Source organism: Mesorhizobium sp. BH1-1-5, assembly GCF_020165615.1.
In the GTDB taxonomy this organism is placed as follows: domain Bacteria; phylum Pseudomonadota; class Alphaproteobacteria; order Rhizobiales; family Rhizobiaceae; genus Mesorhizobium.
Map to the genome: position 1 here is coordinate 73,344 of NZ_JAIUIM010000023.1, position 25,738 is coordinate 99,081.

Sequence of the window (25,738 nt, forward strand, 5' to 3'; positions counted from 1 at the left end):
GGGGAGTAAGGGAGTAGGGCAGTAAGGGAATAGGGAAAAGGAAAAAATTGCCTGACCGGCTGTAGGGCGTAGCCTACTCCCCTACTCCCCTACTCCCCTACCTGTCTGTCCTCTGTGCCGCAGATAATGATCGGCGATCGCGCAGGCAACCATGGCCTCGCCGATCGGCACGGCGCGAATGCCGACGCACGGGTCGTGGCGGCCCTTGGTCATCACCTCGACATCGTGGCCGTCCTTGTCGATCGACTGGCGCGGGGTCAGGATCGAGGAGGTCGGCTTGACGGCGAAGCGGGCGACGATCGCCTGCCCGGTCGAGATGCCGCCCAGGATGCCGCCGGCGTTGTTGGACAAAAACACCGGCTTGCCGTCATTGCCCATGCGCATCTCGTCGGCGTTCTGTTCGCCCGTAATACGGGCCGCCTCGAAACCGTTGCCGATCTCGACGCCCTTGACGGCGTTGATCGACATCAGGCCGGAAGCGATGTCCTGATCAAGCTTGGCATAGATCGGCGCACCGAGACCGGGCGGCACGCCGTCGGCGACGATCTCGATCACCGCGCCGACCGAGGAGCCGGCCTTGCGGATGCCGTCGAGATAGGCGGTGAAGACCGGGACCGAGGCCGGATCGGGCGTGAAGAACGGGTTTTCGGCATCGCCGATGAAATTCCAGTTCCAGTTGGCGCGGTCGATCGACTTCTCGCCCATCGAGACCAGCGCGCCGCGTACGGTCATGCCTGGAACAACCTTACGCGCCAGCGCGCCGGCCGCGACCCGCGCCGCCGTCTCGCGCGCCGAGGATCGGCCGCCGCCGCGATGATCGCGCAACCCGTATTTGACGTCGTAGGTGTAGTCGGCATGGCCTGGACGGTACTGGCGGGCGATCTCGCCATAGTCCTTCGAGCGCTGGTCGACATTCTCGATCAGCATCGAGATAGGCGTGCCGGTGGTGATCATCGTCTCGCCGTCCTCGTCGAGGATGAAGCCGGACAGGATCTTCACCTCGTCCGGCTCGCGGCGCTGGGTAACGAAGCGCGACTGTCCGGGGCGGCGGCGGTCGAGCTCGGCCTGGATGTCCTCGCGCTTGAAGCGGATGCCGGGCGGACAGCCGTCGACAACGCAGCCGAGCGCTGCGCCATGGCTTTCACCCCATGTGGTGACGCGGAAGAGATGGCCGAATGTGTTGTGAGACATGGAAACGCCCTGCCCGGCGGCGGAGCCGGCAACCTGAAGTGGTGCAGCGGCGCTTGCACGCCCGATCGAACGCGCGGCGCTGCCGGTTTGCCTTCTATTGGCGTTTTCCACAGTGGTCAAACGGATGCATCAAACTGTGATGTGGCGGATTTAGTTTTGACACATTCGGTTGGTTTCTGCTCTCTTCCCATCCGCCGTTGAGGACCCGCCGCTGACCAGCCGGCGCAATGACCAAAGAGGACGACGATGCGTACCCTGATTGGCGCCGCCTGCGCCATGCTGCTGATTTCCACCGCCGCCGCGTTCGCCGGCCAGACCGAAGGCCTGATCAAGAAGGTCGACAAGGACACGCTGACGCTGACGCTTGACGACGGCAAGGCCTACAAGCTCAACGCCGAGACCGATATCGACTCGCTGAAGCCCGGCATGGACATTGTCATCGCCTATGACGTGACCAATGGCGAGAATGTCGTGACGGATATGCAATTGCCGGACAGCGACCAGAACTAAATTCAGGTGAGGCCGGCCTGCAAATGGCGGCTTCCTGCGCTTCCGTACGAAAAGTACGCTCCGCTCCGGTTCTCGGAACCCGCCATTTTCGACTCGGCCTGACCTGAATTCGATAGGTCGCCTATTTCACAGCCACTCCAGGCCGCGGCCCTCCAGCCGCAGCAGGCGATCCTGCGGGATCTCGAGGCCGGCGGCTTCCTGCTTGGAAATGCCGGTGACGAAGCGGAAGAAGCAGCGCATTACGCCGCCATGGGTGACGCAGACCGTCGGCCGGCGAAGCGCGTCGAACCACGGCCTTATCCGTTCGAGCAGCATCTGATAGCTTTCGGCGCCCTCGCCGGGTGGCTGGAAATCCCATTTGGCGCCGCGACGGCCATCGGTTGAACCGGGGGCACGCTCCTCCAGTTCGGCGAAGGTGAAACCCTGCCAGTCGCCAAAACTGATCTCCACCAGGCGCGCCTCGGTGCGGTAGGCTGAAGGATCGAGCCCCATAGCTTCGCGCATCAATTCCATCGTCTCGCGCGTGCGCCGCATCGGGCTGGCGACGAAGTCGAAATCCGCAGGATTTCTGACCAGCTCCGCCAACCGTCGGCCGTTTTGCCTCGCCTGCTCGCGGCCAAAGTCGTTGATGTCGGTGTCGGCCTGGCCCTGCAGACGGTGCTCGGCATTCCACTCGGTCTGGCCGTGGCGCGCGATGTAGACGAGCGGGTACATCAGGTCTTCCGTAGGTCGGGCCAGGGCCTGGACGGATGATAAGCGGAGGCGATCAGTCCTTGACGGTCGAGATATCCGGCGCATCGACCGCCTTCATGCCGACGACATGGTAGCCGGAATCGACGTGATGCACCTCGCCGGTCACGCCGCGCGACAGGTCCGACAGGAAATAGACGCCGGAATCGCCGACCTCTTCCTGGGTGACCGTCTGCTTCAGCGGCGAATTGTATTCGTTCCACTTCAGGATGTAGCGGAAATCGCCGATGCCGGAGGCGGCCAGCGTCTTGATCGGACCGGCGGAGATCGCGTTGACGCGGATCTTCTTGGCGCCGAGGTCGACGGCGAGATAGCGCACGCTGGCTTCGAGCGCGGCCTTGGCGACGCCCATGACGTTGTAATGCGGCATCACCTTCTCGGCGCCGTAATAGGTCAGCGTCAGAAGCGAACCGCCGTCCGTCATCAGCGGCTCGGCGCGCTTGGCAATGGTGGTGAAGGAATAGACCGAGATGTCCATGGTGCGCAGGAAATTGTCACGCGTCGTCTCGACATAGCGACCGGTCAGCTCGTCCTTGTCGGAGAAGGCGATGGCATGGACGAGGAAGTCGAGCTTGCCCCAGTGCTTGGCGATATCGGCAAAGACGGCGTCGAGGCTTTCCGGGTCGGTCACGTCGCAATGGCCGGCGACATGCGCGTTGAGCTCGGCCGCGAGCGGCTCGACGCGCTTCTTGAAGGCCTCGCCCTGATAGGTCAGAGCGATCTCGGCGCCGTGATCGGCGCAAGCCTTGGCGATGCCGAAAGCGATCGACCGATTGTTGGCGACGCCGAGGATGAGGCCCCGCTTACCGGCCATCAGGCCCTGTCCAGCTGCCATGTGCAAGCTCTCCGCAAGAATATCTGCTTTGTGGAGAGCCCTATCGCACAGGCACAAAGCCCCTTCAAGCGCCCAAAAGACACTGTAACAGGAACAAAATTCCCTCGATCAGCCTTTTCGGCCGCGCATCAGGGCCTCAAGCTCGGCATCGCCGCCTTCCGGCAGCATCAGCCGCACATGGGCATAGAGATCGCCGTGACCGCCGGCTTTTTCCGGCAGGCCCCTACCCTTGAGGCGCAGCACCTTGTCCGAGCTCGACCATGCGGGCACGTTGACCGCGAGCTTGCCGGTCGGCGTCTCGACCGCCACCTTGGCGCCGAGCACCGCGTCGGCCAGATCGACGGGCAGATCGACATGCAGGTCCCGCCCCTCGATGCGGTAGCGCGGATGGCGGCGGATGTGGATCTTGACCAGCGCGTCGCCCGGCTGGCCGGGACCCTGCTCGCCCTGGCCCTTCAGGCGGATCGTCTGGCCATCCTCGACATAGGCCGGCAGCTTGACCGCCACCTTGCGGCCGTCGGGGAACATCGCCGTCACCTTATCGGCAGTGGCTGCCTCCTCGACGCTGATGTCCATGGTGACGTTGAGGTCGGCCGCCTGGACCGGCTGGCGGCGATCGCCGCCCTTGCCCCCGCCGCGCGCGCCGGAAAAAGCGTCGCCGAAAATCTGGCTGAAGATGTCGCTGTTGCCGTCGAAAGGATCGCCACCCGGGCGCCCGGAGCGGAATTCGAAATGCGCGCCGCCCGGCCCTTGCTGGCGGCGGAACCCGCCAAACGGGTCGCCGCCGGCAGCACCCTCGAAACCCTGGAATTTCGGCTTGCCCTCGGCGTCGATCTCGCCACGGTCGAAGGCGCCGCGCTGCTTCTCGTCGCCGACGACTTCATATGCCTGGTTGACGGCGGCAAAACGGTCCTTCGCCTTGGGATCATTCGGATTCTGGTCCGGATGATGCTTCTTGGCGAGCTTGCGGTAAGCCGATTTTATGTCCTTGGCCGATGCGTTCTTGGCAACGCCCAGCACCTCATAGGGGTCGCGCATGCTTCCTGCCTGCAAGAGAGAATGGATTTGTGGTCGCCCCCTATATGCGCTCGCATAGGAAGAAATTCCAGTGGCGCAAGGGCAATTAGCGGGTGAAACTCAGAGCGCCCAAATCAAAGTGCCTTGAATTCCTGCATGCGCCAGCCGCCGGCGCCGGCAAGGCACAGCTCGCCCTTGTAGAGGGCAACACCGTCGAAACTCTCACGCGTGGCGCTGAAACGGCGACAGGTCAGGCCGCCATCCTTCAATTCGACCAGCTCGGTGATCGCGCCGCGCGAGCCGGTGCCGGCATTGGCCCATGGCACCGCCTGGCCGCCAAGCTCGTTGATGTCGGCGGACGAAACCGCATTGCCGATGGTGGTCTGGTCGGAATCCTTGTCGGCGGCAGCCGGTGCGGCGGGCGAGGACGGCGCGCTGGAGGTGATGATCGAGCGGTCGACATCTGCCTTCTCCAGGCTGAAGCCGCCGGCGCCGCAGGCGGCAAGGGGAAGCGCCAACGTCAACAGCGCGGCCTTGGCACTGGCCGAAGCGATAACGCTCCATTGCCCGCTGTCAAAAGCTTGCGCGATACGCGACAATCGGCGAACTCCTCCCGCAATGTTAAAAATTTGGAAAACTATGAACGAAACCGAGTTAACAAGCAGTGACTTCACCGAAGCGGCGGAACCCTTCAGGCTCTTTGCCGCATGGCTGGAGGACGCCACCAAAAGCGAGATCAACGACGCCAACGGCGTCGCTCTGGCGACCGTCGACGCCGACGGCATGCCGGATGTGCGGATGGTGCTGCTCAAGGGGTTCGACGAAAAGGGGTTTGTCTTCTACACGAATTTCGAGAGCGCCAAGGGCCGCGAGATTCTTGGCAGCATGAAGGCGGCGATGTGCTTCCACTGGAAATCGCTGCGCCGCCAAGTGCGCATACGCGGGCCGGTGGAGATCGTCAGCGACGCCGAGGCCGACGCCTATTACGCGACGCGGCCGCGCGGCAGCCGCATCGGTGCCTGGGCCTCCAAACAGTCGCGGCCGCTGGAGAGCCGCTTCGCGTTGGAGAAAGCGGTGGCCGAATACACGGCGCGCTACGCCATCGGCGAGATCCCGCGGCCAAAACACTGGTCGGGCTTCCGCATCCTGCCGCGGACGATCGAGTTCTGGCACGACCGGCCATTTCGCCTGCATGACCGCGTCGTCTTTTCACGCAACGCCGCCGGCGGTTGGGACAAGGAACGGATTTACCCCTAGAGCGTTTCACCGTTTCACGGAAACGGCGAACCGCTCTATCTCCTTGTTTTGACGCAATTCCGGACGGAAAACCGCTCACACTTTTCCTGGAATTGCGCTAATCCTTCTCAAGCTGGAAAAGCAGGAAACGCGGCCGCTCGCTGGCAACGCTGACGGCCGGGCGTATGGACTTGGTCGCTTCCTTCGGGACCAGGAACGTCTCGCGCAGGTTGAGCGTGTCGCCACTCCTGGCGCCGGAGAAGATCGCCGAGATGCAGTTGCCGACATTGTCGGGGGTCTTCAGCGAGACGATCGAGGTCGGCGACCAGCGCCGGCCGTCCTTGTCGATCAGCATGACCTTGCACCCGAGCCAGAGCTTCTGCAGATCCGGATTGCCGATCTTGACCTGGAAGTCGGCCAGCACGGGCACGGAGTCCGTCGGCAGGTTCGACATGCCGAAAGCGCCGCGCAAATCCGTCAGCTTCCAGTCGCTGCCGGCGAAATGCTCGCGGCAAAGGCGCTGGCGATGGGATGCGTGACGCCGTCGGCCGCCGCCTGCAGGGCGGAAAAGATGTTGCGGCTCATGATCCAGGCGATGGCGTCGTCCTTCCAGCGCGAGATCACGTAGAGACCGATGAAGATCCAGTTGGTCTCGCAGATGACCACGACCTGCCAGAAGGAGCGCGAGCCGCCGCGCTTCTGCATGGCGGTGGCGAAGCGCCTGATCAGCCAGGAGATGACGACCGACACGATCAGCCAGCGCGAATCCAGCACATCGAGCACGTTGCCGGCGCCCTCGCCGAACGGCGCCATGTCGAGCGTGACGCGTGAATATTGCCGCACCGTATCGCCGAGAAAACCCCAGGCGGCGTACTAGGCGAAGAAGGGCAGCAGCGCGACGGTGACCATGCGCGCCAGCCGCGCGCTGCCGCGCGGCCCGGTTTCGCCTTCGCCCTGGGCCGCCTGCTGCGCGGCGCGCACGGCGGGCAGAGCGGGCAGCAGCGTTTGGAACATGGCGACGGTGACGATGAGCTGCGTCAGCGCGACCAGCGTCAGCAGGCCGAGACCGGCCATGTGGTTGAGAAGGGCCGCGCGCGCCGCGACCTGCATGAACAGGTCGCCGAACACGATGCCCAGAAGCACCATGGCGACCAGTTGCGGCCAGAAGCGCCACCAGAGTGTCAGGGTCAGCGCCAGCGGTCTTACGGCAACGGCAAGCATTTTCGAGGGGCTCAGCCGATCAGCGGATGCCCTCCGATCGCCTCGGCGGATTCAGCGGCAGCGTGCTGGATCATGTTCTCTCCATTTCACGAGCCCCCGCCACGCGTCCCCAAGACATAACGCGTTATGATTGCCTTGACACCCCTGCACCAACTTTTCCGCGAGGCTGGCGCCATGCGGGGCGTCAGGGCGCTGCCGCCTGCGGCACGTTGAAGGGAGTTATGACCTGGATGTTGGCCATGCCAGAAACCGGCGATTTCGGCAGCAAGCCATGCGCGCGCATCACATGCAGGCAGGCGTTTCGCATGTCCTGGCCGAGATCGTGATGCAGGACGGCGCTGATGCGCCCGGCGCGCAGCAGCGCGAGATTGTCGGCGTCAAGGTCGTGGCCGACGAAGGCGCGGCAAGCTCGGCCGAGCGAAGCGAAGGCCTCGACGATCGCCCGGTTGCCGCCGCCGATCGAGTAGACGCCGGCGATGTCGGGATCAGCCCGCAAGGCCGCCAGCGCGAGCATGCCCGTATTGCGATCGAGGCCATGACCCTCGCTGACCTCGACGATGCCCAGCGCCGGATAGCGCTCGCGTAGCGCTTGCCGGAAGCCTATCTCGCGCTCCTCCTCGCCGCGAAACCGGTTGCTGCTGATGGTGACGAGGATACGCGCCGGCCCGCCGCCCAGCCATTCGCCGAGAAGATAGGCCGCGGTCTCGCCGGCCGCCCGGTTGTCCATGCCGACATAGGCCTGCCGGCCAGTGTCGGGAAGATCCGTCACCAGCGTGACGACGGGTATCCCGGTGGCGACGAGCCGGGCCGTCGCGTCTCTGACCTCCGCGACATCGGGCGCCTTGAGGAACACGCCGTTGCTGCCGCGCCGCCGCAGGGCCTCGATGATCGCGACCGTGTCGTCGACACCGCGCGTCTCGGCGAAATGGTAACGGGCGCGAAAGATCACCGGCTGCAGCGACGGCATCGCCTGTTCCAGTCCCTGCCGCACCGCTTCGCTGAAGCGCGACGGCGTTTCCATGACGACGTCGAGGACAAGCTTGCGGCCGGAAAGGCCGATCTGGTCGCGCTGCTTCTCAAGCTCGCCGATGGCCTGCCTGACCCGCCGGATGGTGTGCTCGCGCACGCCCGGCCTCTCGTTGAGCACGCGGTCGACCGTCGCAAGGCTGAGCCCGGCTTGGAGGGCGATATCCTTGACGAGAAACGGACGAGACATGTTCTGAGGTGTTTTTGAGGTGTTCTGGAGGCAATGAGAACCGCAGATTGCGGTATACAGCAGTTAGAACCGGAACCGCAACAGGAGGATACGCCATGAAGGCCGACAACCCAGCCAGGATCAGGTCCGAACGGGTCTGGCTGACCAAGGACCAGGGCGATATCGAAGGCTTCCGGGCCATCGTCGAGCAGACGACCAACCCCGCCGATTACCCCTTCGCCGCCGGCGTCGAAAAGAACGTACTCGTCTATGACGGCGACGCGGTCCGCAAGGCGGCGGCCGATCCCGGGACGCGCAAGGCGCTGCTGGCGGAGTGGATCGAGGCGATGACCAGCGGGCCTGGCGTCGTGACCTTCAAGAAGGCGTTCGCCGATACGGCGCCGGTCGATATCGCAACAGGTCTCTTCAACGAGATGATCGCCGAGCAGCACGCCACCGGCGCCGGCGGCGGCGACCATTTCGCCAGGCCTGGCGCCAATGACCGCATCTGGAACGCGCTCGAAAAATTCTGCCTGCGCGACCCGCAAGCCTTCGCCGCTTATTACGGCAACGACATCATCGGGCTGATCTCGGAAGCCTGGCTCGGCCCGGCCTATCAGATGACCTCGCAGATCAACTGCGTCAATCCCGGCGGCGCCGCGCAATCGGCGCATCGCGACTATCATCTGGGCTTCCAGACCCCCGAGATGATCGAGCGCTACCCGGTGCATGTGCACAGCATCTCGCCGGTGCTGACGTTGCAGGGGGCCGTCGCCCATTGCGACATGCCGCTGGAGAGCGGGCCAACGCTGTACCTTCCCTACTCGCAGGCTTATCTGCCGGGATATCTCGCGACAGGCCTGCCGGAGTTCAAGGCGTATTTCGCCGAGCATCACGTGCAGCTCGCCCTGGAAAAGGGCGACGCCGCCTTCTTCAACCCGGCGCTGTTCCATGCCGCCGGCAACAACCGCTCCACCGACATCCGCCGCATGGCCAATCTGCTGCAGGTGTCGTCGGGTTATGGCCGCGCGATGGAAAGCGTCGACCGCACCAGGATGAGCCGCACGCTCTATCCGGCGATCCAGAAGATGCTGGCATCGGGCGCGATCTCGAAGGCGGCTGCCGCGAACGTGATCGCCTCGACGGCGGAAGGCTATTCCTTCCCGACCAATCTCGATCGCGATCCGCCGATCGGCGGGCTGGCGCCGGAGACGCAGCAGGCGCTGTTCCACCGCGCGCTCGAGGCCGGCTGGACTCCGGAAGCTTTTGGTAAGGCGCTGGACGAACAGGCGGCCAAGAAGCTTACGTGACATCGGCATAGGCACGCCGAGGCCGGCGCCTTCGTGGGATAGGTTTTACGCCTATCCCTTCTTGCGCGTCATGAAAGCGGTGAGCGCGGCGCGCGCCTCATCGGACGTCAGGCGCTCGCGGAAATGCTCGCTTTCAACCTTGATGCGGGCGATGAGCGCCTCGCGTGGCTCGCGCATCAGGTCGCGCGCGATCTTCAGCGCCTGCGGCGGCTTGGCCGCGATGTTGTTGGCGGCGGCAAGCACCGCGCCTTCCAGCGCATCCTCGGCAACCACCTCGTAGATCATGCCGGCGGCCTTGGCGCGCTCGGCCGAAAAGCCCTCGCCGAGGCCGAGCAGCGCGAAGGCGCCCTGCCGTCCCAGAAGCTGCGGCGCGATCAGGCTGGAGCCAGCCTCCGGCACCAGGCCGAGATCGACGAAGGGCGTGCGGAAGAGCGTGCGCGGCGTGGCGAAGGTCAGGTCGCAATGCAGGTTGAGCGTCGTGCCGATGCCCACCGCGATGCCGTCGACGCCCGACACCATCGGCTTTTCCGATCTGGCCAGCGCCATCAGGAAATCCCAGACCTCGTTGCCGCCCTCGCCGCCGGCGGCGATGACCAGGAAATCGGCGAGGTCGTTGCCGGCGGAAAAGGCGCCCGGAACGCCGAGGAAGACGTGGACGCGGATCGCCGAATCGGCGTCGCCCTCGGCCAGCGCGGCCGACATTTTGGCGTACATGGCGCGCGTCAGCGCGTTCTTCTTGTCAGGGCGGTTGATGCGGATGATCTGCACGGCACCCTGGCGCTCGACGAGGATATGGTCAGTCACGGTGTGTCCTTTGAACGTCAGGATGCTTAAGCGGAAATCAGAGCCTTGCCGGCAGCGGCGAGACTCTCTGCACCGTCGATGACACGTTCCTTCAGCGCGCGCGTCTCGCCAAGCAGGTTTTCGGCAAAGAAGCGGCAGAGCGCGACGCGGTCGCGGTCGGCCAGCCCGCCCTGCGCCAGATAGGCGCCGCCGGCGGCGAGCGAGATCAGGCGCAGATAGGGTGTGGCGCCGGCCATCGCGGCGTCGCTCTTGCCGTCGGCAGCGAGCTTCTGCAGGAAACGCGTGGCGTCATCGAGATCGGCCAGCGCACGGTCGAGATTGTCGGCGGTTCGGCCGAAGCCGTCGATGTTCGATGTGCGCACCGCATCGGCCACCGCTTTCAATTCGCCAATGTAGCCGTGCACATGCTCGCCACCGCCAAGCGGCAGCTTTCGCGCCACGAGGTCGATCGCCTGGATGCCGTTGGTGCCCTCGTAGATCGGCGCGATGCGGGCGTCGCGATAAAGGGCCGCGGCACCCGTCTCCTCGATGAAACCCATGCCGCCATGCACCTGGACGCCCAGCGATGCGACCTCGACGCCGACATCGGTGGAGAAGGCTTTCGCCAGCGGCGTCAGCAGGTTGGCGCGGTCGCGCCAGTTGGCGGCCGCCTCGCCCTCGCCGACGCGGGCGCGGTCGATGGCATGGGCGCAGGAATAGCTGATCGCTCGGGCGATCTGGGTCAGCGCGCGCATGGTGAGCAGATTGCGCTGGACATCCGGGTGATGGACGATCGGCGCCATGCCGGAGCCCGAATAGTCCGAGGCCTTGCCCTGGCGGCGCTCATTGGCATAGGCGATCGCCTTCTGCGTGGCGGTCTCGGCGACGGCCACGCCCTGCATGCCGACGGCAAGGCGGGCGTTGTTCATCATCGTGAACATGCAGGCCAGCCCCTTGTTCTCCTCACCGATCAGCCAGCCGATGGCGCCCGGCGTCGCGCCCTGAAAACCGTCGCCATAGATCATGGTGCAGGTCGGCGAGGCATGGATGCCGAGCTTGTGCTCGAGGCCCGAACAGAAGACGTCGTTGCGGCCGCCGAGCGAGCCGTCGTCATTGACGAAGAACTTCGGCACCAAAAACAGCGAGATGCCGCGCGTGCCGGCTGGCGCGTCAGGCAACCGTGCCAGCACCAGATGCACGATGTTGTCGGTGAAGTCGTGCTCGCCATAGGTGATGAAGATCTTCTGGCCGAAGATGCGGTAGGTGCCGTCGCCGACGGGCTCGGCGCGGCTGCGCAGGGCCGCGAGGTCCGAGCCCGCCTGCGGCTCGGTCAGGTTCATCGTGCCCATCCACTCGCCCGAGACGAGCTTGGCCAGGTATTTTTGCTTCAGCGCTTCGGAAGCGTGCTTATCGAGGGCTTCCACCGCGCCCATGGTCAGCGTCGGGCCGATGCCGAAGGCCATGGCGGCGGAGTTCCACATTTCCAGTGCTGCGACGCCAAGCATCGTCGGCAGGCCCTGGCCGCCGAACTCCTCCGGACCGGACAGCGCGTTCCAGCCGCCGTCGATCCAGCGCCGGTAGAGCTCCTTCCAGCCGGGCGGCGTGGTGACGGAAGCATCCTTCAGCACAACACCTTGCTCGTCGCCGATCTTGTAGAGAGGCGCGACCTCCTCGCTGGCGAAGCGGCCCGCTTCGGCCAGGATCGCGTCCACGAGGTCCTCGCCGAGATCGCCGAAGGTGCCGGCGTCCAGCGCCGGCCTCAGCCCGGCCACCTGCTTCAGCGTGAAGGCGATGTCCTCGACCGGTGCGCGATACATGTCTGCTCCCTCCTCCGTTCCAGCCAACCGTAATGCATGGCCGAAGCGAAACCATGCGTCGATTTCGCACCTTCTTTTTACGTAAACGTCAAACTTTGTCACGCGGATTTTGCGAGCGCGGATGTCGTCATCCACGACGCTTGCCCCAACCGAAGCAAATCGCCGACCTCGGAGATTAGCCGAAGCGTCCGAACTTCGTCATCCACGGGCGGAGCGGAAGCGCAGCGGACGCGTAGACCCGAGGATCCATTCCGTGACCTTGGCCGTGGAGTGCGGCGGAGCGAAATTCTGGGCCGTTGCAACGCTTTGAAGTCACGGAATGGATCCTCGGGTTCTACGCGCGTCGCTTCGCTCCTTGCTCCGCCCGTGGATGACGAACCCGCGAAGGCTTTGACCGATTTTCAGGGCCCGCAAATGCGCTTCAAAATTCTACAGCGAGGTATTACATCCCGCTATGATCTGCTCGGGCAGATCATAGAAAGACCGGAACACCCATGCTTGCCAGACCCGACGCCTATCGCTGCATCGAATGCGGGCTGCCCTACCGGGCGCCGGGCTTCCACTATTATCACGGCATGCTCGAGGAAGGCCCCGCCTACTGGACCGATCGCGGGCTATTGTGCTCGCCGCAATGCTCTCTCACGCATCACAAGAAGCGCAGGGCGGAAGGCACGCTGCCGCAGGAGCCGGCGCCCGATCCGTTCGAGATGCCGTCGCTGTTCAGGCGCTGATCGATCCCCTCAGCGTATGCTGCGTCCCACCGCCTGCAGCGCCAGGAAGGCTTCGTGACGCTTGTCGTGCCACACCCGCATGTCGCCCGTCGCAGACCTGAAAACGTCACCAAGCCGGGACATGGCGGGCATGGCGTTCGAAAGGTCCGCATACCGGCCGGATGCCACCGCTCCCAGCATCGCTGCACCCAGCAACACCGGCTCCGGCGATTGCGAGGCGGCCACCGGCAAGCCGGCGGCGTCGGCAAGCAGCTGGCGCACCAGCGGCGACTGCCCGGCGCCGCCGCTGATGACGACGGTGTCGACGGCAACACCGGACGACGCCATCGCCGCCACGATCTGGCGCACGCCATAGCCGAGGCCGCACAGCCCGGCCACGTAGAGACCGATGAGACTTTCGACGGAACGGTCGGTGCCGAGCCCGGCGATCTGGCCGCGCGCATCGGGATCCGCCAATGGCGAACGATTGCCGAGGAACTCGGGCACGATGTGGATGCTTCCCGCGAGCGTGGCGGCCGCCGACAGGTCGGGCGAAGCCGCTGTAGCGGCTGCGGCCAGCCAATCGACCAGCGATCTGCCTTCATCCGTGGCGCGTGCCGAAGCCTCGGCGGCGGCTGGATGGAAATGCACCAGGAGATCGATGGCGGCGCCGGCCGCCGACTGGCCGCCCTCGCTCAGCCAGAACCCGGGCACCATGGCGGAATAGTAAGGCCCCCACACGCCCGGAACGAAGGCCGGGCCTTGGCTGCTTGCCATGGTGCAGGCCGAGGTGCCGAGCACATAGGCCATGCGCGAGGCGATGGTGCCGGTGTCGCCGGCAGCGCCCACCGTACCGACACCGCCAGCATGGGCATCGATCAGCCCGGCGGCCACGATTGTTCCGGCAACTAGGCCCAATTCAGCAGCGGCCGCTTCCGTGAGGCCCGCACCCACCGCGGTGCCGGGGTCGACCACTTCGGTGCCGATGCGGGCAAAACCTTCGTCGGCGAGCTCGCCGAGCCCCACCGCATGGAAATAGCTGTCGTCCCAGCGCCGCTCATGGCCGAGATAGGTCCATTTGCAGGCGAGCGTGCAGACCGAACGGGCAAGGCTGCCGGTGGCGCGCCAGCTCAGGTAATCGGCGAGGTCGAAGAAATGCTTCGCCCCGGCGAAGGTCGCGGGCAGGTTCTCCTTCAGCCACAAGAGTTTCGGCGTCTCCATCTCCGGCGAGATGACGCCGCCGACATAGTCGAGGACCGGATGCCGCAGCGCATTGATGCGCCTGGTCTGGTCGAGGGCGCGATGGTCCATCCAGACGATGATGTTCCTGTCGCTGTCTCCCGAGCGGCCGACCGGCAAGGGCTGGCCATAATCGCCGACCACCACCAGGGAACAGGTCGCGTCGAAGCCGATGCCGCCGATCTCCCGGGGATCGACGCCCGCCTTTGCGACCGCTTCGCGCACGCTTGCGCAGACCGCCTGCCAGATGTCGCGGCTGGACTGCTCGGCGATCTCGCCGGGCTCGACGAAGAGGGCGATGTCCCGCTTGGCGGAAGCGAGCAGCTCGCCGCGCTCGTCGAAGACGCCGGCGCGCGCGCTGCCGGTGCCGACATCGATGCCGAGGAAATGGGAAGGCATGGGAGACCTCAAGGTAGGGGAGTAGGGGAGTAGGGGAGTAGGGGAGTAGGAAGATTGTCAGGCGTGAGGGGTCGGTCGCAAGGGCAGAGCTTTTTACCTACTCCCCTACTCCCTTACCTCCCTCACAAATCGTTGCTCTGCGGCAGGATCACCAAATCCCGAATGGTGATGTTTCTCGGCCGCGTCAGCATGAACAGGACCGCGTCCGCGACCTCGGTCGGCTGCATCAGCCCGCCGGCCGCCAGCTCGTCCTCGAGCTTCTGCTTCGGCCAGTCGCTGATCAGCGCCGTCACCACCGGCCCTGGTGCTACGGCGCCGACGCGCAGGCCGTGCTTGGCCACCTGCCGGCGCAGCGTGTGGACGAAGGCCTGGATGGCGTGCTTGGAGGCCGTGTAGACCGGCTCCCAGACGACGGGCACCAGGCCGGCGATCGAACTGGTGACGACGATGTCCCCGGTCTTGCGCCCGACCATGTGCGGCAGCACCGCGTGCACCGAGCGGAACACCGAGTTGATGTTGAGGTTCAGCATGCGGTCCCAGGCGTCGGGATCGCCGTTGAGGATCTCGCCGCCGACATAGGAACCGGCATTGGCGTGGAAGATGTCGAGCTGGCCGGTCTTTTCGAGTATGCCGGGCAGCATGGTCGCCACGCTGGCAGGGCTGGTGAGGTCGACCACTAGCGGGATCGCGCCGGAGCCAAGCTCTGCGACGACCTCCTTGAGCCTGTCCTCGGCGCGGTCGACCAGCACGACGCGGGCGCCGGCGGCAAGCATCGCCCTGGAGCATTCGAGGCCGATGCCCGATGCCGCGCCGGTGACCGCGGCGACTTTTCCCGAAAGATCGTGAGCCATGTGTACCCTTCTCGTTTGAACTGTTCAGGCGCGGCCGTGCGAAGCACGGGAACGGCGCGCCAAGGAGTCGACGATCACGGCGATGGCGAGAACGGCACCGGTGATCATGTAACGAAGCGACGAGGACAGATCGAGCAGCGTCAGCCCGCTGGCGATCGACTGGATGACGATGATGCCGAGCAGCGCCGAATAGGCGCTGCCGCGACCGCCGAACAGGCTCGTGCCGCCGATGACCGCTGCCGCGATGGCGTTCAGGTTCACGTCGCCGGTGCCGGCCTGCTGGCTGGCGGAAGCGAGCCTGGCGGCCGCAAGCACGCCGCCGAGCGCGGCGAAGAGCGAGCATAGCGCGAAGGCGCTGAGGTAGATGGCGCGCACCTTGATGCCGGCGCGCCGCGCCGCCTCGCGGTTGCCGCCGACGGCGGTCATCGATCGCCCCCATTTGGTCCGGGTCAGCGCATAGTTCATCGCCACGACGAGCCCGACGAACAGGCCGAACATCCACGGGATGCCGCGCGCCTGGTTGAGGTAGGCGACGATCAGCTCGAGGCCGATGGTTATGGCGGCGACGCGCAGGATGAGCCCGGCCACGGACGGCGTCGACAGATTGGCGGCGCGACGGCGCGCGACGGTGCGAAGCCCCGTGATCAGCATCGCCAGGCCTGGGATAACCGCCAGCGTGTGCGAGACCCATTTCGGCATCACCATCAGCTGGCCGAAATCCACTAGGGCCGAGCCGTATGGCAGGTTGATCGAGCCGGTGGAGCCGAGGATATAGAGCTGCATGCCCAGCACCGCGAGCAGGCCGGCAAGCGTCGAAACGAAGCTCGGCATGCCGAGCCGGTTGAACAGCAGCGCATAGAGCGAGCCGATCAGGACGCCGAAGGCGAGCGCGGCAATGATGGCGAGCGCGACCGGCCAGCCCTGGTTGACCCATAGCGTGCCGACCATCGCCGAAGCGAAGCCGCTTATCGAGCCGACGGAAAGGTCGATCTCGCCGACCATCAGAACGCAGACGATGCCGAGCGCGATGACGCCGACCGTCGAGCAGTCGAACAGGAGGTTGACCAGATTGCTGCTGGAAACGAACACCGGGTTGAGGCTGGTGAAGACGGTCCAGATGACGACGAGGCCGACGATGACCGGCAGCGAGCCGAGATCGCCGCTGCGCACGCGATCGAGGAAGGCGCTGACCGCGCCGCCGACGCCCGCCCCATGCTTCACCCGCGCATCGGCGCGGTCGAGCGCCAGCGGGGCGGAGGCACCTTGCTTGACGTCCGTCATGGGCGCTGCTCCCCTGCCTGCGCGCTGCCGCTGTGATCGCGCTCCATGCGCAGGCGCTCGGCGCGGCGCGACACCGAATTGTTGGACGCACCGGTGATGGCGCTGACTAGGTCCTGGTTCGAGGCGTCGGGTTCGAAGACGCCGTTGTTGCGCCCCAGCCTGAGCACCACGATGCGGTCGGCGACGGCGCGAACATCCTCCATGTTGTGGCTGATCATCACGACGCCGAGACCGCGCGCCCGGACGCGGTCGATCAGGTTGAGCACTTCGGCCGTCTGGGCGACGCCGAGGGCCGCGGTCGGCTCATCGAGGAGGATGAGTTTCGGCTCAAGCAGCAGCGAGCGCGCGATCGCAACCGTCTGGCGCTGGCCGCCGGACAGCGAGGCGACCGCCTCGCGCACGCTCGGGATGCGTGCCGACAATTCGTTGAGCAGCGTCCAGGCCCGCATCTCCATCGCCACCTCGTCCAGCCGCAGCGGGCTGAGCTCGTTGCCGAGGAAAATGTTGGCGACGACGTCGAGGTTTTCGCAGAGCGCCAGATCCTGGAACACCGTGGCGATGCCGAGCGTCAGCGCCGCGCGCGGGTCGGGCATCGTGACCGGCCGGCCACGGAAATTGATCGTTCCCGAGCTCGGCTGGTGCACGCCGGCCAGGATCTTGACCAGCGTCGACTTGCCGGCGCCGTTGTCGCCGACCAAGGCGACGACCTCGCCGGCATGGACGTCGAAATCGATATCGGTCAGCGCCGAAACGGCGCCGAAATTCTTCGATATGCCGCGCAGGCTGAGCACCAGCTCGCCAACGGAAGCCGACCTTTCGGGACTCTCACTCATGCGCCGCCTTTCTTGACAATCGTTCCTTGGACATCCGGCCGCCGCCGGGGGGCCGGATGCCATGCGATCAGTTGGTGATGCCGAGCTTCTTGCAGCCCTCGGCATAACGGTCGACGCAGAGCTCGGCGGCCGTGTTGATCTTCTTGTCGATGATCTCGGCCTTGAGGTTCTCCTGCGTCACCACAGCCGGGGTGAAGAGCTGCGAGGGCGTGTCATAGAGCGTCATCTCGGCTTTCGGCGTCTCGCCGGACAACAGCTTGACGGCGACGTTGGCAGCGGCAGCCGCGACAATCTCGCTCGGCTTGGAGATTGTGTTGTACTGGTCGCCGGCGATGATCAGCTGCAACGCCGCGATCGTCGCGTCGTTGCCGGTCACCGGCGGAACCGGATCGACGCCGGCCGCCTTGAAGGCCGCGATCGCGCCACCGCCGGTGCCGTCATTGGCGGCGACGACGCCGAGGATCTTGGCGCCGAAGCGCGTGACCTGGCCGCTCGCCCATTGCTGGGCCTTCGGCGGCGCCCATTCCGGCGTGTCGAACTCGGCCAGGATCGGGTAGCCGCTGTTGTCGAGACCCTCGTGGATGCCCTTCTTGATCAGGCCGGCTGCGGCATCGGTCGGCGAGCCGTTGATCTGCAGCAGGCCGCCACTGGCCGGATCGACCTTGAGAGCCTTGAGATGCTCGACCAGCGAGTCGGCGATGGCCTTGCCGATACCTTCATTGTTGAAGGACACATAGAAATCGGCGGGCGCCGTCGGGATGGGCCGGTCATAGGCGATGACCTTGACGCCCTGGCTCTGCGCGAGCTTGACCAGCGAGGCGGCGGCGGTCGAATCGACCGGGTCGAGCACGATCGCCTTGGCGCCCTGCGAGATCACCGAATTGAACTGCTGCTGCTGGCGCGCCGCGTCGGCATCGGCGTTCTGGTAGATGACCTTGCAGCCCGGGCAGAGCTTCTTCATCTCGGCGACGAAGCCGGGATAGTCATGCTGTTCGTAGCGGGTCGATGCCTGGTCGGGCATCAGGAAGGCGACCGTGGCGTCGGTGACGGTGCCGGCGAATGCCGCCGTGCTGCCGAGCAGCGAGGCCGCGAAAACGGCCGCGATCGTCGATTTCAAGGCAAACGGCGATTTCCATGCATATCTGGTCATTCGAATGTCTCCGTTTCGAGAAATGGTTTCACGATGACCTGCGCGGGACGACGCGTCAGGCCTTGACTGCATGTCGAACTGTTGGAAGGAGTGTGATCGGCAGCGGCTGAGGATCGATCCGATCCCGGTGGGCCGCGCGAACATCCTCCTGGACGTGCTGGATTTCAGGACAAACGATCCCCAGCACAAGGTGCCCTGCACCCCGCGTCTTTCCTTCCCTGAATTCTCTTCGTTGCGACGCAATTCCGGACAGAACTCTTCCCGGCCGGAATTTCCTTTGGCTCCTCCCGCTTCCTCCCCTGTTAGGCGGCAATCTCCGCGTTGACGTTCTGCGCCAGCAAGGCCCTGAAGCGCGAAGGCGACATGCCTTTCTGCGCCAGGAACTGGCGGTTGAAATTCGAGATGTTGTTGTAGCCGGCGGCGTAGCAGATTTCAGTGATCGACATCTGCGCCTCGCTCATCAGCAACTGGCAGGCAAGGTTGACGCGCAGCCGGTTGACATACTGCACCAGCGCCATTCCGGTATGCCGGCGGAAGCTGCGCGAGAAAGCGCTCGGGCTGCGCCCGGCGATCTCGGCGAGCGTGCCTTCGCTGAAGGGCTCGGTCAGGTGGCAGTTGATATAGGCAAGCGCCTGGTTGATGCCGGCCGACATGAAGCCGGAGGGGTCGGGCAGATAGCCGGCGCTGGCCAGCGTGCGGACATCGCCAGCGCGGTTCAATATATCGAGCACGGCCATGAACAGCGACAGGCGGCGCACGCCCTGCGCCTCGGTCAGCTCCGCCAGCAGGGGTGCCGCGAGCTCGGCCGTCGCCGGCGAGAACAGCGCGCCGCGACGGCTGGCTTCGAGGATGCCGGCGCAGGCGGCAAGTTCAGGCAAGGCGGCGGACGCATCGGCGATGAATTCTTCCGAGAACTGCACGACGCGACCGCGCAACGGCACGGTCTCGCCCGGCGGCACGTCGCTGACCCAATTGTGCGGCAAATTGGGCCCGGTGAGCACCAGATTGCCCGGCTCGAACTCGCCGATGAAGTCGCCGACGAAATAGCGACCGGTGGTAGCGACGACCAGATGCAGCTCGTATTCGGGATGGAAGTGCCAGCGGACGGTGCGGAAAGGATAGCCGTGGGCCCAGGCCTTGAACGACTCTCCTTGTCTGATCTGGACGACTTCCAGGTCCGGATTCATCTTCCTCTTCCTCCCCGCGCGGGTCCGGTCTTGTGACCGGTTGCTGCGCTTCGTTCGGCAGACCGTGTATTCCCACTGGCCGCCTTGATTGAAAGCTTAGGCGGCAATTGAAGCGCCTGCCACCACGGCTTGTCCACCCGACCGATACTTTTTTGACGTTTTGGAGCAGGCCGAAGCAAGCCGATGTTCTGAAAGCACTTCCTTAACCATAGCGGTTCAGGATCGTCCCCTGGTCAGTGGGGACACCCTGATTGAAAAAGCCGGCGCGCCCTCTTCGCCGCCTGGCTCTGATCGCTGCGGCGATGGTGCTGGGCACGGCGGCAAAGGCCTCGGATTTCTCCGAGCCGTGGAAGAATGCCGACCGCCCGCTGGTGATCGACGCCTACGAATACAATTCGATCGACTGGCAGCAACTCGTCACCGACAAGCGCATCGCGGGCTTCATCAACAAGGCGTCCGACGGGCTGCCGCCGCCCTATTTCTGCTTCGGTGCCGAGGCCGACGTCAAACTCTGCAAGATGCAATGGAAACGCTATGCGGTGACGCGCGAATTGTTCCAGACGCGCAAGGTGGTGGCCAAGGCGCTTGGCCTGAAATGGGGCGCCTATCACCTCGCGCGGCCCGGCAACCCAGTCGAGCAGGCCAATAATTTCATCGATTTCGCGGAACCGGCGCCGGACGAGCTGATGGCCCTCGACATCGAAGGCATCGACGCCACGCAATGGATGTCGCTGGAGGACGCCGAGGAATTCGTGCGCCAGGTGCATCGCCGCCTCGGCCGCTTTCCGGTGCTTTATGTCAACGGCAAGACCGCCCAGTACATCGCCGAAAATCGTTACCAGTATCGCCTGCTGTCGCGACTGCCACTGTGGTATGCGCGCTACAAGCCGGACATCGACGTGCATTTCCCGATGGGCAACTGGCAGGGTTATGCGCTGTGGCAATTCTCGGCGCAGGCCAATTGCGGCCGTTTCCGCTGCCCCTACCGGGTACCGGGCACGCCCAACGACATCGATGTCAGCGTCGCGCCGATGAGCGCCGACCAGCTGCGCCAGGAATGGGCCTTCGGCGGCCTGCTCGACGTGCCGGCCGACTACCTCGCCTCGATCCCGGTGCCGCTCTCGCGCGAAAAAGCCCTCGCCGGCAAGGTCACCATCACCTATGCCGACGTGGCGACGCCGCCGACCTTCGAGGAGATGGTGGCGGTGCTCGGCGCGCGTTGGGAAAAATTCCGCGACGGTTTCCGCATGCCGGTGGTGAAGACGGTGCCGCAGCGGCCGGGCTTCGGCATCGTGCAGTATGTCGCTTGGAAACGCTCCGGGCAGCGCACGCCCGAGCAGATCGACGCGGCTTTCGCCGCTGCGGCCGATCCGGTCAGCACAGCCTCGACCACGCTCGACGCCAAGCGCTGACGTCTTCCAAGAACCCACAGGACATCAGCGGTGGCTGCCGAGGCTCGCATACATGCCGGTGGTGCGGAACTGCGTCGGGTTGATGCCGTAGCAGCGGCGAAAGACCTTGGAGAAGTAGTTCGCGTCCTCGAAGCCGCACAGCACCGCGACCTCCTTCACCGGCAGGAAATCCGCCTTGGTCAGGAGCTTGGCTGCGCGCTGCAGCCGCTGCTGCAGGACGAACTCCGCCGGAGGCAGCCCTTCGCTCTCGGCGAAGCAGCGCGAGAAATGAGCGCGGCTGAGGCCGCTGATCTCGACCAGCTCGGCCACCGGCAGCGGCTTGTCGAGATTGGCGTTGATGTGGTCGATGACCGGCTGCATGGCACTCTGTTTTTCGGCGAAGGCATGCGAGCCGAACACGTCGTCGTAAAGCGCCATCGCCGCCTCATAGGCGATCGCCGAGGCAGCGCCGGACGAAGCCGCGCCCTTGATGAGCCGCAGGCTGCAATCGGCAAGGTGATCGATGGTCGCCGGCTGCAGCCGGAACACCGGGCCCGAGACGCTGAGGATCGATTTGTGGATGCGCAGCGCCTCCTCGCCATTCATCGAGATCCAGAAATATTCCCAGCGGTCGCCCTTGGCCAACCAGTAGCGATGATTGTGCGGCACCAAAACAAGCAGCGTGTCGTTCGCCTGCAGACGATAGCTGCGGTTCTCGTAGCGCAATTGACCGCTGCCGCTGATCGTGTGCTGGAGCACGGTGAACGGCGTCTGGCCGCGCTTTCGCCCGTCCCAGTCGTAGGTTTCGTCCTCGCGCAGCTCGTAGCCCGTGCTGGTTGGCATGGCATGCAGGCGCTGGCGACCGCGCGGCAGCGAGATCGTGCGCATCAGCTTTCCGTTGGCGATCAGGTCCCGCAGCACAAAATTACCCTCGAAAGCATAATCCTTCTCTGGCCGCGCCGGCGAATAAGCGCATAATCAGGCCCTCAAGAACGGGAATGACCTGCGGCCGAGGAGCGGGCGGGAGGAGAAAAGCCGGATTTCCGGCTTCGAGGGGTGCGTGCGCCAAGGCACGCGGCCGTATCCTCCCTTGCTGCTCCTTGCCTAGCATTCGATTGGATCGAGGTGAAGGTGATGAGCTTCAAAATCGCTATTGTCGGCGCCGGCAGCGTCGGATTCACCAAGAAGCTGTTCACCGACATCCTGTGCGTGCCTGAATTCAGGGACATCGAATTCGCGCTGACCGATGTCAGCGAGCACAATCTCGGGATGATCAAGGCGATCCTCGACCGGATTGTCGAGGCGAACAAGCTGCCGACCAAGGTGACGGCGACGACGAACCGCCGCGAGGCGCTGGCGGGCGCGCGCTACATCATCAGCTGCGTGCGCGTCGGCGGGCTCGAAGCCTATGCCGACGATATCCGCATTCCACTGAAATATGGCATCGACCAATGCGTCGGAGACACGATCTGCGCCGGCGGCATCCTCTACGGCCAGCGCAACATTCCGGTGATCCTCGACTTCTGCCGAGATATCCGCGAGGTCGCCGAGACTGGCGCCAGGTTCCTCAACTACGCCAACCCGATGGCGATGAACACCTGGGCCGCGATCGAATACGGCAAGGTCGACACGGTCGGGCTCTGCCACGGCGTGCAGCACGGCGCCGAACAGATCGCCGAAGTGCTCGGCGCCAAGTCGCCCAAGGAGCTCGACTATGTCTGCTCCGGCATCAACCACCAGACCTGGTTCATCGAGCTCAGATTGAACGGCCGGCCGATCGGCAAGGACGAGCTGGTCGCTGCCTTCGAGGCGCACCCGGTCTATTCGAAGCAGGAAAAGCTGCGCATCGACGTGCTGAAGCGCTTCGGCGTCTATTCCACCGAAAGCAACGGGCATCTCTCCGAATACCTGCCCTGGTACCGCAAGCGCCCCGACGAGATCACGCGCTGGATCGACATGTCCGACTGGATCCATGGCGAGACCGGCGGCTATCTGCGCTACTCGACCGAGACCCGAAACTGGTTCGAGACCGAATATCCGCAATTCCTCGAAGCGGCGTCGAAGCCGATCGACCCGGCCAGGCGCTCCAACGAGCATGCCAGCCACATCCTGGAAGCGCTGGAAACCAACCGCGTCTATCGCGGCCACTTCAACGTCAAGAACGATGGCGTGATCACCAACCTGCCGCAGGACGCCATCATCGAATCGCCCGGCTTCGTCGATCGCTTCGGCATCAACATGGCGGCCGGTATCACGCTGCCGGAGGCTTGCGCGGCCACCTGCATGGCTTCGATCAACGTGCAACGCATGTCTGTGCATGCGGCGATCGCCGGCGATATCGACCTGTTGAAGCTCGCCGTGCTGCATGACCCGCTGGTCGGCGCCGTGTCGACGCCGGAGGAGGTCTGGCAGATGGTGGACGAGATGGTCGTCGCCCAGGCCGCCTGGCTGCCGCAATATGCCGATGCCGTCCCGGCGGCGAAGGCGCGGCTTTCGAAATCCAAGGTCAAGACCCGCGAATGGGCGGGTGCCGCGCGCCGCAGCGTGCGCTCGATCGAGGAATTGCGCGCCGAAAAGGCGGCGCTCAAACAGGCCGGCTGACCGCTCGGAACACGGACCTGCAGGAGGGCAAGTCCGTCGGAAACCAGCCACCCGAAAATAAGAGGCGGGCAACAGAGACGTCCAAACATCTGGGAGGAGACTATGAGGAGTTTTCGTAGAATTGGCATTGTCGCCGGGTTGATGCTCGGCGTCTCGGTCCATGCACTCAACGCCTTCGCGTCCGAGCCGACCGTGCCACCGGAGCCGGCGACGTTCCCGGCCGAAGGCAAGATCCATTATGTGGCGCGCGACTCCATCCTGGAGTTCAAGGCGCTGCCCGACTATCACGAGCCGGACTGGGTGACGGAGAAATACGTCAAGACCGGCAAGCTGCCGCCGGTCAAGGACAGGCTGCCCAAGGAGCCGCTGGTCTTCAAGACCGGCAACATGCCGGATGGCATCGGCGTCTATGGCGACACGATGCGCCACGTCATCGGCGGCCGGCCGGAAGGCTGGAACTACGGCGCCGGCCAGACGCAGGGCTGGGGCGGTATCGACATCGGCCTTTCCGAATGCCTGACGCGCACCGCGCCGCTGTTCCAGGTCGAGGCCAAGGACACCGAGCCGCTGCCCAACCTCGCCAGGAACTGGGACTGGTCGAGCGACGGCCACAAGCTGACCATGCATCTGATCGAAGGCGCCAAATGGTCCGACGGCGCGCCCTTCAATGCCGACGACGTCATGTTCTACTGGGACGACGAGGTCGTCGATCCGAACGTCTCACCGCTGAACGGCGCCACGCCGGAAACCTTCGGCGTCGGCACGACGCTGAAGAAGATCGACGACTACACCGTCGAGTGGACGTTCAAGGAGGCGTTTCCGCGGCAGTATCTCTATGCCATGGCCTATGGCACTTTCTGCCCCGGCCCCTCGCACATCCTCAAGCCGCAGCATCCGAAATATTCGAAGAACACCTACGACCAGTTCAAGAACGCCTTCCCGCCGGAATATATGAACATGCCGGTGATGGGCGCCTGGGTGCCGGTCGAATATAGGCCGGACGACATCATCGTCATGCGCCGCAACCCGTACTATTGGAAGGTCGACGAGAAGGGCAACCAGCTGCCTTACCTCAACGAGCTGCAATACAAGCTCTCGACCTGGGCCGACCGCGACGTGCAGGCGGTGGCGGGCTCGGGCGACTTCTCCAACCTCGAGCAGCCCGAGAACTTCGTCGCGTCGCTGAAGCGCGCGGCCGACCCGAACGCGCCGGCCCGGCTTGCCTTCGGCCCTCGCCTCATCGGCTACAACCTACGCCTGAACTTTTCCGCCAATGGCTGGGGCAACCCGGACGAGCGCAGCCAGGCGGTCCGCGAGTTGAACCGCAACGAGGACTTCCGCAAGGCCGTCACCATGGCGCTCGACCGCAAGGCGCTGGGCGACTCGCTGGTCAAGGGTCCGTTCACCGCCATCTATCCGGGCGGCTTCTCGTCGGGCACGAGCTTCTATGACCGCAAGTCGACCGTCTACTATCCGTTCGACCTCGAAGGCGCCAAGGCCCTGCTTGCCAAGGCCGGTCTCAAGGACACCGACGGTGACGGCTTCGTGAACTTCCCGGCCGGCACCGCCGGCGGCAAGAATGTCGAGATCGTGATGCTGGTCAACAACGACTACACCACCGACAAGAGCCTTGCAGAAGGCGTGGTGGCGCAGATGGAGAAGCTGGGCCTCAGGGTCGTGCTCAACGGGCTCAACGGCACGCAGCGCGATGCCTCGCAATATTCAGGCCGCTTCGACTGGCTGATCCGGCGCAACGACCAGGAGCTCACCTCCGTGGTGCAGAACACCGAGCAATTGGCGCCGGTCGGTCCGAAGACCAGTTGGAACCATCGCGCGCCGGAAAGCGGCGAGGTCGACCTGATGCCGTTCGAGAAGGACCTCGTCGACATCGTCAACAAGTTCGTCGCAACGCAGGACAACGACCAGCGTGCCGAACTGATGCGGAAGTTCCAGAAGATCTCGACGGAGCATGTCTACAATGTCGGGCTGACGGAATATCCGGGCGCGCTCATCGTCAACAAGCGCTTCTCCAACATCCCGCAGGGCACGCCGATCTTCATGTTCAACTGGGCCGAGGATTCGATCATCCGCGAACGCGTGTTCGTCAAGGCGGACAAGCAGGCCAAGTATGAACTCTTTCCCCAGGAACTGCCCGGCAAGCCTGGCGATAAGAGGCCGATGGATTAAGCTTTACCTCCCTGACGAAGAGATGTGCGGCCGCGCCGCAACGC

25 protein-coding genes are annotated in these 25,738 nt (G+C 64.8%); 7 read left to right on the forward strand and 18 right to left on the reverse strand.

Features of this window, described 5'->3' with window-relative positions; all coding sequences use genetic code 11:
- Window positions 1–81 precede the first annotated feature (81 nt).
- A complete protein-coding gene (gene aroC / locus LB572_RS26130; protein ID WP_140809182.1) occupies window positions 82–1,191 on the reverse strand; it encodes a chorismate synthase in 1,110 nt (369 codons plus the stop codon).
- A gap of 246 nt (window positions 1,192–1,437) precedes the next feature.
- Between aroC and LB572_RS26135 the strand changes: the two genes are divergently transcribed.
- Entirely contained in the window at window positions 1,438–1,701 is a 264-nt protein-coding gene (locus LB572_RS26135) for a DUF1344 domain-containing protein (protein ID WP_041002438.1), read from the forward strand.
- Between the two features lie 126 nt (window positions 1,702–1,827).
- On the opposite strand, the gene LB572_RS26140 is transcribed toward LB572_RS26135, so the two are convergent.
- The 4 genes from LB572_RS26140 to LB572_RS26155 form a co-directional block, all read right to left on the reverse strand.
- Complete coding sequence (locus LB572_RS26140) at window positions 1,828–2,415, reverse strand: histidine phosphatase family protein (protein ID WP_224669764.1); 588 nt, start codon at window positions 2,413–2,415, stop codon at window positions 1,828–1,830.
- A 52-nt stretch (window positions 2,416–2,467) separates the two neighbouring features.
- On the reverse strand, window positions 2,468–3,286 hold the full coding sequence (gene fabI / locus LB572_RS26145) for an enoyl-ACP reductase FabI (protein WP_224669765.1): 819 nt from the start codon (window positions 3,284–3,286) through the stop codon (window positions 2,468–2,470).
- A 108-nt stretch (window positions 3,287–3,394) separates the two neighbouring features.
- Window positions 3,395–4,324, reverse strand: coding sequence for a DnaJ C-terminal domain-containing protein (locus LB572_RS26150; RefSeq protein WP_140809189.1), 930 nt, complete (start codon window positions 4,322–4,324; stop codon window positions 3,395–3,397).
- A 113-nt stretch (window positions 4,325–4,437) separates the two neighbouring features.
- The gene (locus tag LB572_RS26155; RefSeq protein WP_140809191.1) at window positions 4,438–4,902 is read right to left on the reverse strand and encodes an RT0821/Lpp0805 family surface protein; all 465 of its coding nucleotides are present in this window, start codon (window positions 4,900–4,902) and stop codon (window positions 4,438–4,440) included.
- A gap of 40 nt (window positions 4,903–4,942) precedes the next feature.
- Here LB572_RS26155 and pdxH point away from each other — a divergent pair, with 40 nt between their 5' ends.
- Window positions 4,943–5,560 carry a pyridoxamine 5'-phosphate oxidase gene (gene pdxH, locus LB572_RS26160; RefSeq protein WP_224669766.1) on the forward strand — a complete coding sequence of 206 codons (618 nt, stop codon included), beginning with the start codon at window positions 4,943–4,945 and terminating at the stop codon, window positions 5,558–5,560.
- Between the two features lie 97 nt (window positions 5,561–5,657).
- Here the strand turns inward: pdxH and LB572_RS26165 are convergent, their stop codons facing one another.
- From LB572_RS26165 to LB572_RS26180, 4 genes are all read right to left on the reverse strand, one after another.
- The gene (locus LB572_RS26165; protein WP_181179870.1) at window positions 5,658–6,011 is read right to left on the reverse strand and encodes a hypothetical protein; all 354 of its coding nucleotides are present in this window, start codon (window positions 6,009–6,011) and stop codon (window positions 5,658–5,660) included.
- A gap of 5 nt (window positions 6,012–6,016) precedes the next feature.
- Entirely contained in the window at window positions 6,017–6,382 is a 366-nt protein-coding gene (locus LB572_RS26170) for a hypothetical protein (protein WP_224669767.1), read from the reverse strand.
- Window positions 6,383–6,412: 30 nt separating this feature from the next.
- On the reverse strand, window positions 6,413–6,760 hold the full coding sequence (locus tag LB572_RS26175) for a hypothetical protein (RefSeq protein ID WP_224669768.1): 348 nt from the start codon (window positions 6,758–6,760) through the stop codon (window positions 6,413–6,415).
- Between the two features lie 184 nt (window positions 6,761–6,944).
- Window positions 6,945–7,976 (reverse strand): LacI family DNA-binding transcriptional regulator, encoded by a 1,032-nt coding sequence (locus LB572_RS26180; protein WP_140809196.1) that lies wholly within the window; start codon window positions 7,974–7,976, stop codon window positions 6,945–6,947.
- A gap of 95 nt (window positions 7,977–8,071) precedes the next feature.
- On the opposite strand from LB572_RS26180, the gene LB572_RS26185 reads away from it, so the two are divergent.
- Window positions 8,072–9,265, forward strand: coding sequence for a phytanoyl-CoA dioxygenase family protein (locus LB572_RS26185; RefSeq protein WP_224669769.1), 1,194 nt, complete (start codon window positions 8,072–8,074; stop codon window positions 9,263–9,265).
- A gap of 51 nt (window positions 9,266–9,316) precedes the next feature.
- Here the strand turns inward: LB572_RS26185 and LB572_RS26190 are convergent, their stop codons facing one another.
- Window positions 9,317–10,069: a crotonase/enoyl-CoA hydratase family protein gene (locus LB572_RS26190; RefSeq protein ID WP_224669770.1), complete on the reverse strand. Its 753-nt coding sequence runs from the start codon at window positions 10,067–10,069 to the stop codon at window positions 9,317–9,319.
- A gap of 26 nt (window positions 10,070–10,095) precedes the next feature.
- On the reverse strand, window positions 10,096–11,865 hold the full coding sequence (locus LB572_RS26195) for an acyl-CoA dehydrogenase family protein (protein WP_224669771.1): 1,770 nt from the start codon (window positions 11,863–11,865) through the stop codon (window positions 10,096–10,098).
- 494 nt (window positions 11,866–12,359) lie between these two features.
- Here LB572_RS26195 and LB572_RS26200 point away from each other — a divergent pair, with 494 nt between their 5' ends.
- A complete protein-coding gene (locus LB572_RS26200) occupies window positions 12,360–12,596 on the forward strand; it encodes a hypothetical protein (protein ID WP_140809204.1) in 237 nt (78 codons plus the stop codon).
- Window positions 12,597–12,605: 9 nt separating this feature from the next.
- Here LB572_RS26200 and LB572_RS26205 read toward each other — a convergent pair whose 3' ends face one another.
- From LB572_RS26205 to LB572_RS26230, 6 genes are all read right to left on the reverse strand, one after another.
- On the reverse strand, window positions 12,606–14,225 hold the full coding sequence (locus LB572_RS26205; protein WP_412033590.1) for an FGGY-family carbohydrate kinase: 1,620 nt from the start codon (window positions 14,223–14,225) through the stop codon (window positions 12,606–12,608).
- Window positions 14,226–14,335: 110 nt separating this feature from the next.
- Window positions 14,336–15,064 carry an SDR family oxidoreductase gene (locus LB572_RS26210; protein ID WP_224669773.1) on the reverse strand — a complete coding sequence of 243 codons (729 nt, stop codon included), beginning with the start codon at window positions 15,062–15,064 and terminating at the stop codon, window positions 14,336–14,338.
- A gap of 24 nt (window positions 15,065–15,088) precedes the next feature.
- Window positions 15,089–16,345, reverse strand: a complete 1,257-nt coding sequence (locus LB572_RS26215; RefSeq protein WP_224669774.1) for a sugar ABC transporter permease — start codon at window positions 16,343–16,345, stop codon at window positions 15,089–15,091.
- A complete protein-coding gene (locus tag LB572_RS26220) occupies window positions 16,342–17,178 on the reverse strand; it encodes an ATP-binding cassette domain-containing protein (RefSeq protein WP_224669775.1) in 837 nt (278 codons plus the stop codon). The genes LB572_RS26215 and LB572_RS26220 overlap by 4 nt, the downstream gene beginning before the upstream one ends.
- 67 nt (window positions 17,179–17,245) lie before the next feature.
- Entirely contained in the window at window positions 17,246–18,328 is a 1,083-nt protein-coding gene (locus LB572_RS26225) for a sugar ABC transporter substrate-binding protein (protein WP_224669776.1), read from the reverse strand.
- A gap of 302 nt (window positions 18,329–18,630) precedes the next feature.
- Window positions 18,631–19,515: an AraC family transcriptional regulator gene (locus tag LB572_RS26230; RefSeq protein ID WP_224669777.1), complete on the reverse strand. Its 885-nt coding sequence runs from the start codon at window positions 19,513–19,515 to the stop codon at window positions 18,631–18,633.
- A gap of 251 nt (window positions 19,516–19,766) precedes the next feature.
- Between LB572_RS26230 and LB572_RS26235 the strand changes: the two genes are divergently transcribed.
- Entirely contained in the window at window positions 19,767–20,927 is a 1,161-nt protein-coding gene (locus LB572_RS26235; RefSeq protein WP_412033591.1) for a glycoside hydrolase family 25 protein, read from the forward strand.
- A gap of 24 nt (window positions 20,928–20,951) precedes the next feature.
- Here LB572_RS26235 and LB572_RS26240 read toward each other — a convergent pair whose 3' ends face one another.
- Entirely contained in the window at window positions 20,952–21,794 is an 843-nt protein-coding gene (locus tag LB572_RS26240) for an AraC family transcriptional regulator (protein ID WP_140805947.1), read from the reverse strand.
- A gap of 246 nt (window positions 21,795–22,040) precedes the next feature.
- On the opposite strand from LB572_RS26240, the gene LB572_RS26245 reads away from it, so the two are divergent.
- Together LB572_RS26245 and LB572_RS26250 are read left to right on the forward strand one after the other, a co-directional pair.
- A complete protein-coding gene (locus tag LB572_RS26245) occupies window positions 22,041–23,507 on the forward strand; it encodes an alpha-glucosidase/alpha-galactosidase (protein WP_224669779.1) in 1,467 nt (488 codons plus the stop codon).
- Between the two features lie 102 nt (window positions 23,508–23,609).
- Complete coding sequence (locus tag LB572_RS26250; protein WP_224669780.1) at window positions 23,610–25,694, forward strand: ABC transporter substrate-binding protein; 2,085 nt, start codon at window positions 23,610–23,612, stop codon at window positions 25,692–25,694.
- The last annotated feature ends 44 nt before the right edge of the window (window positions 25,695–25,738 follow it).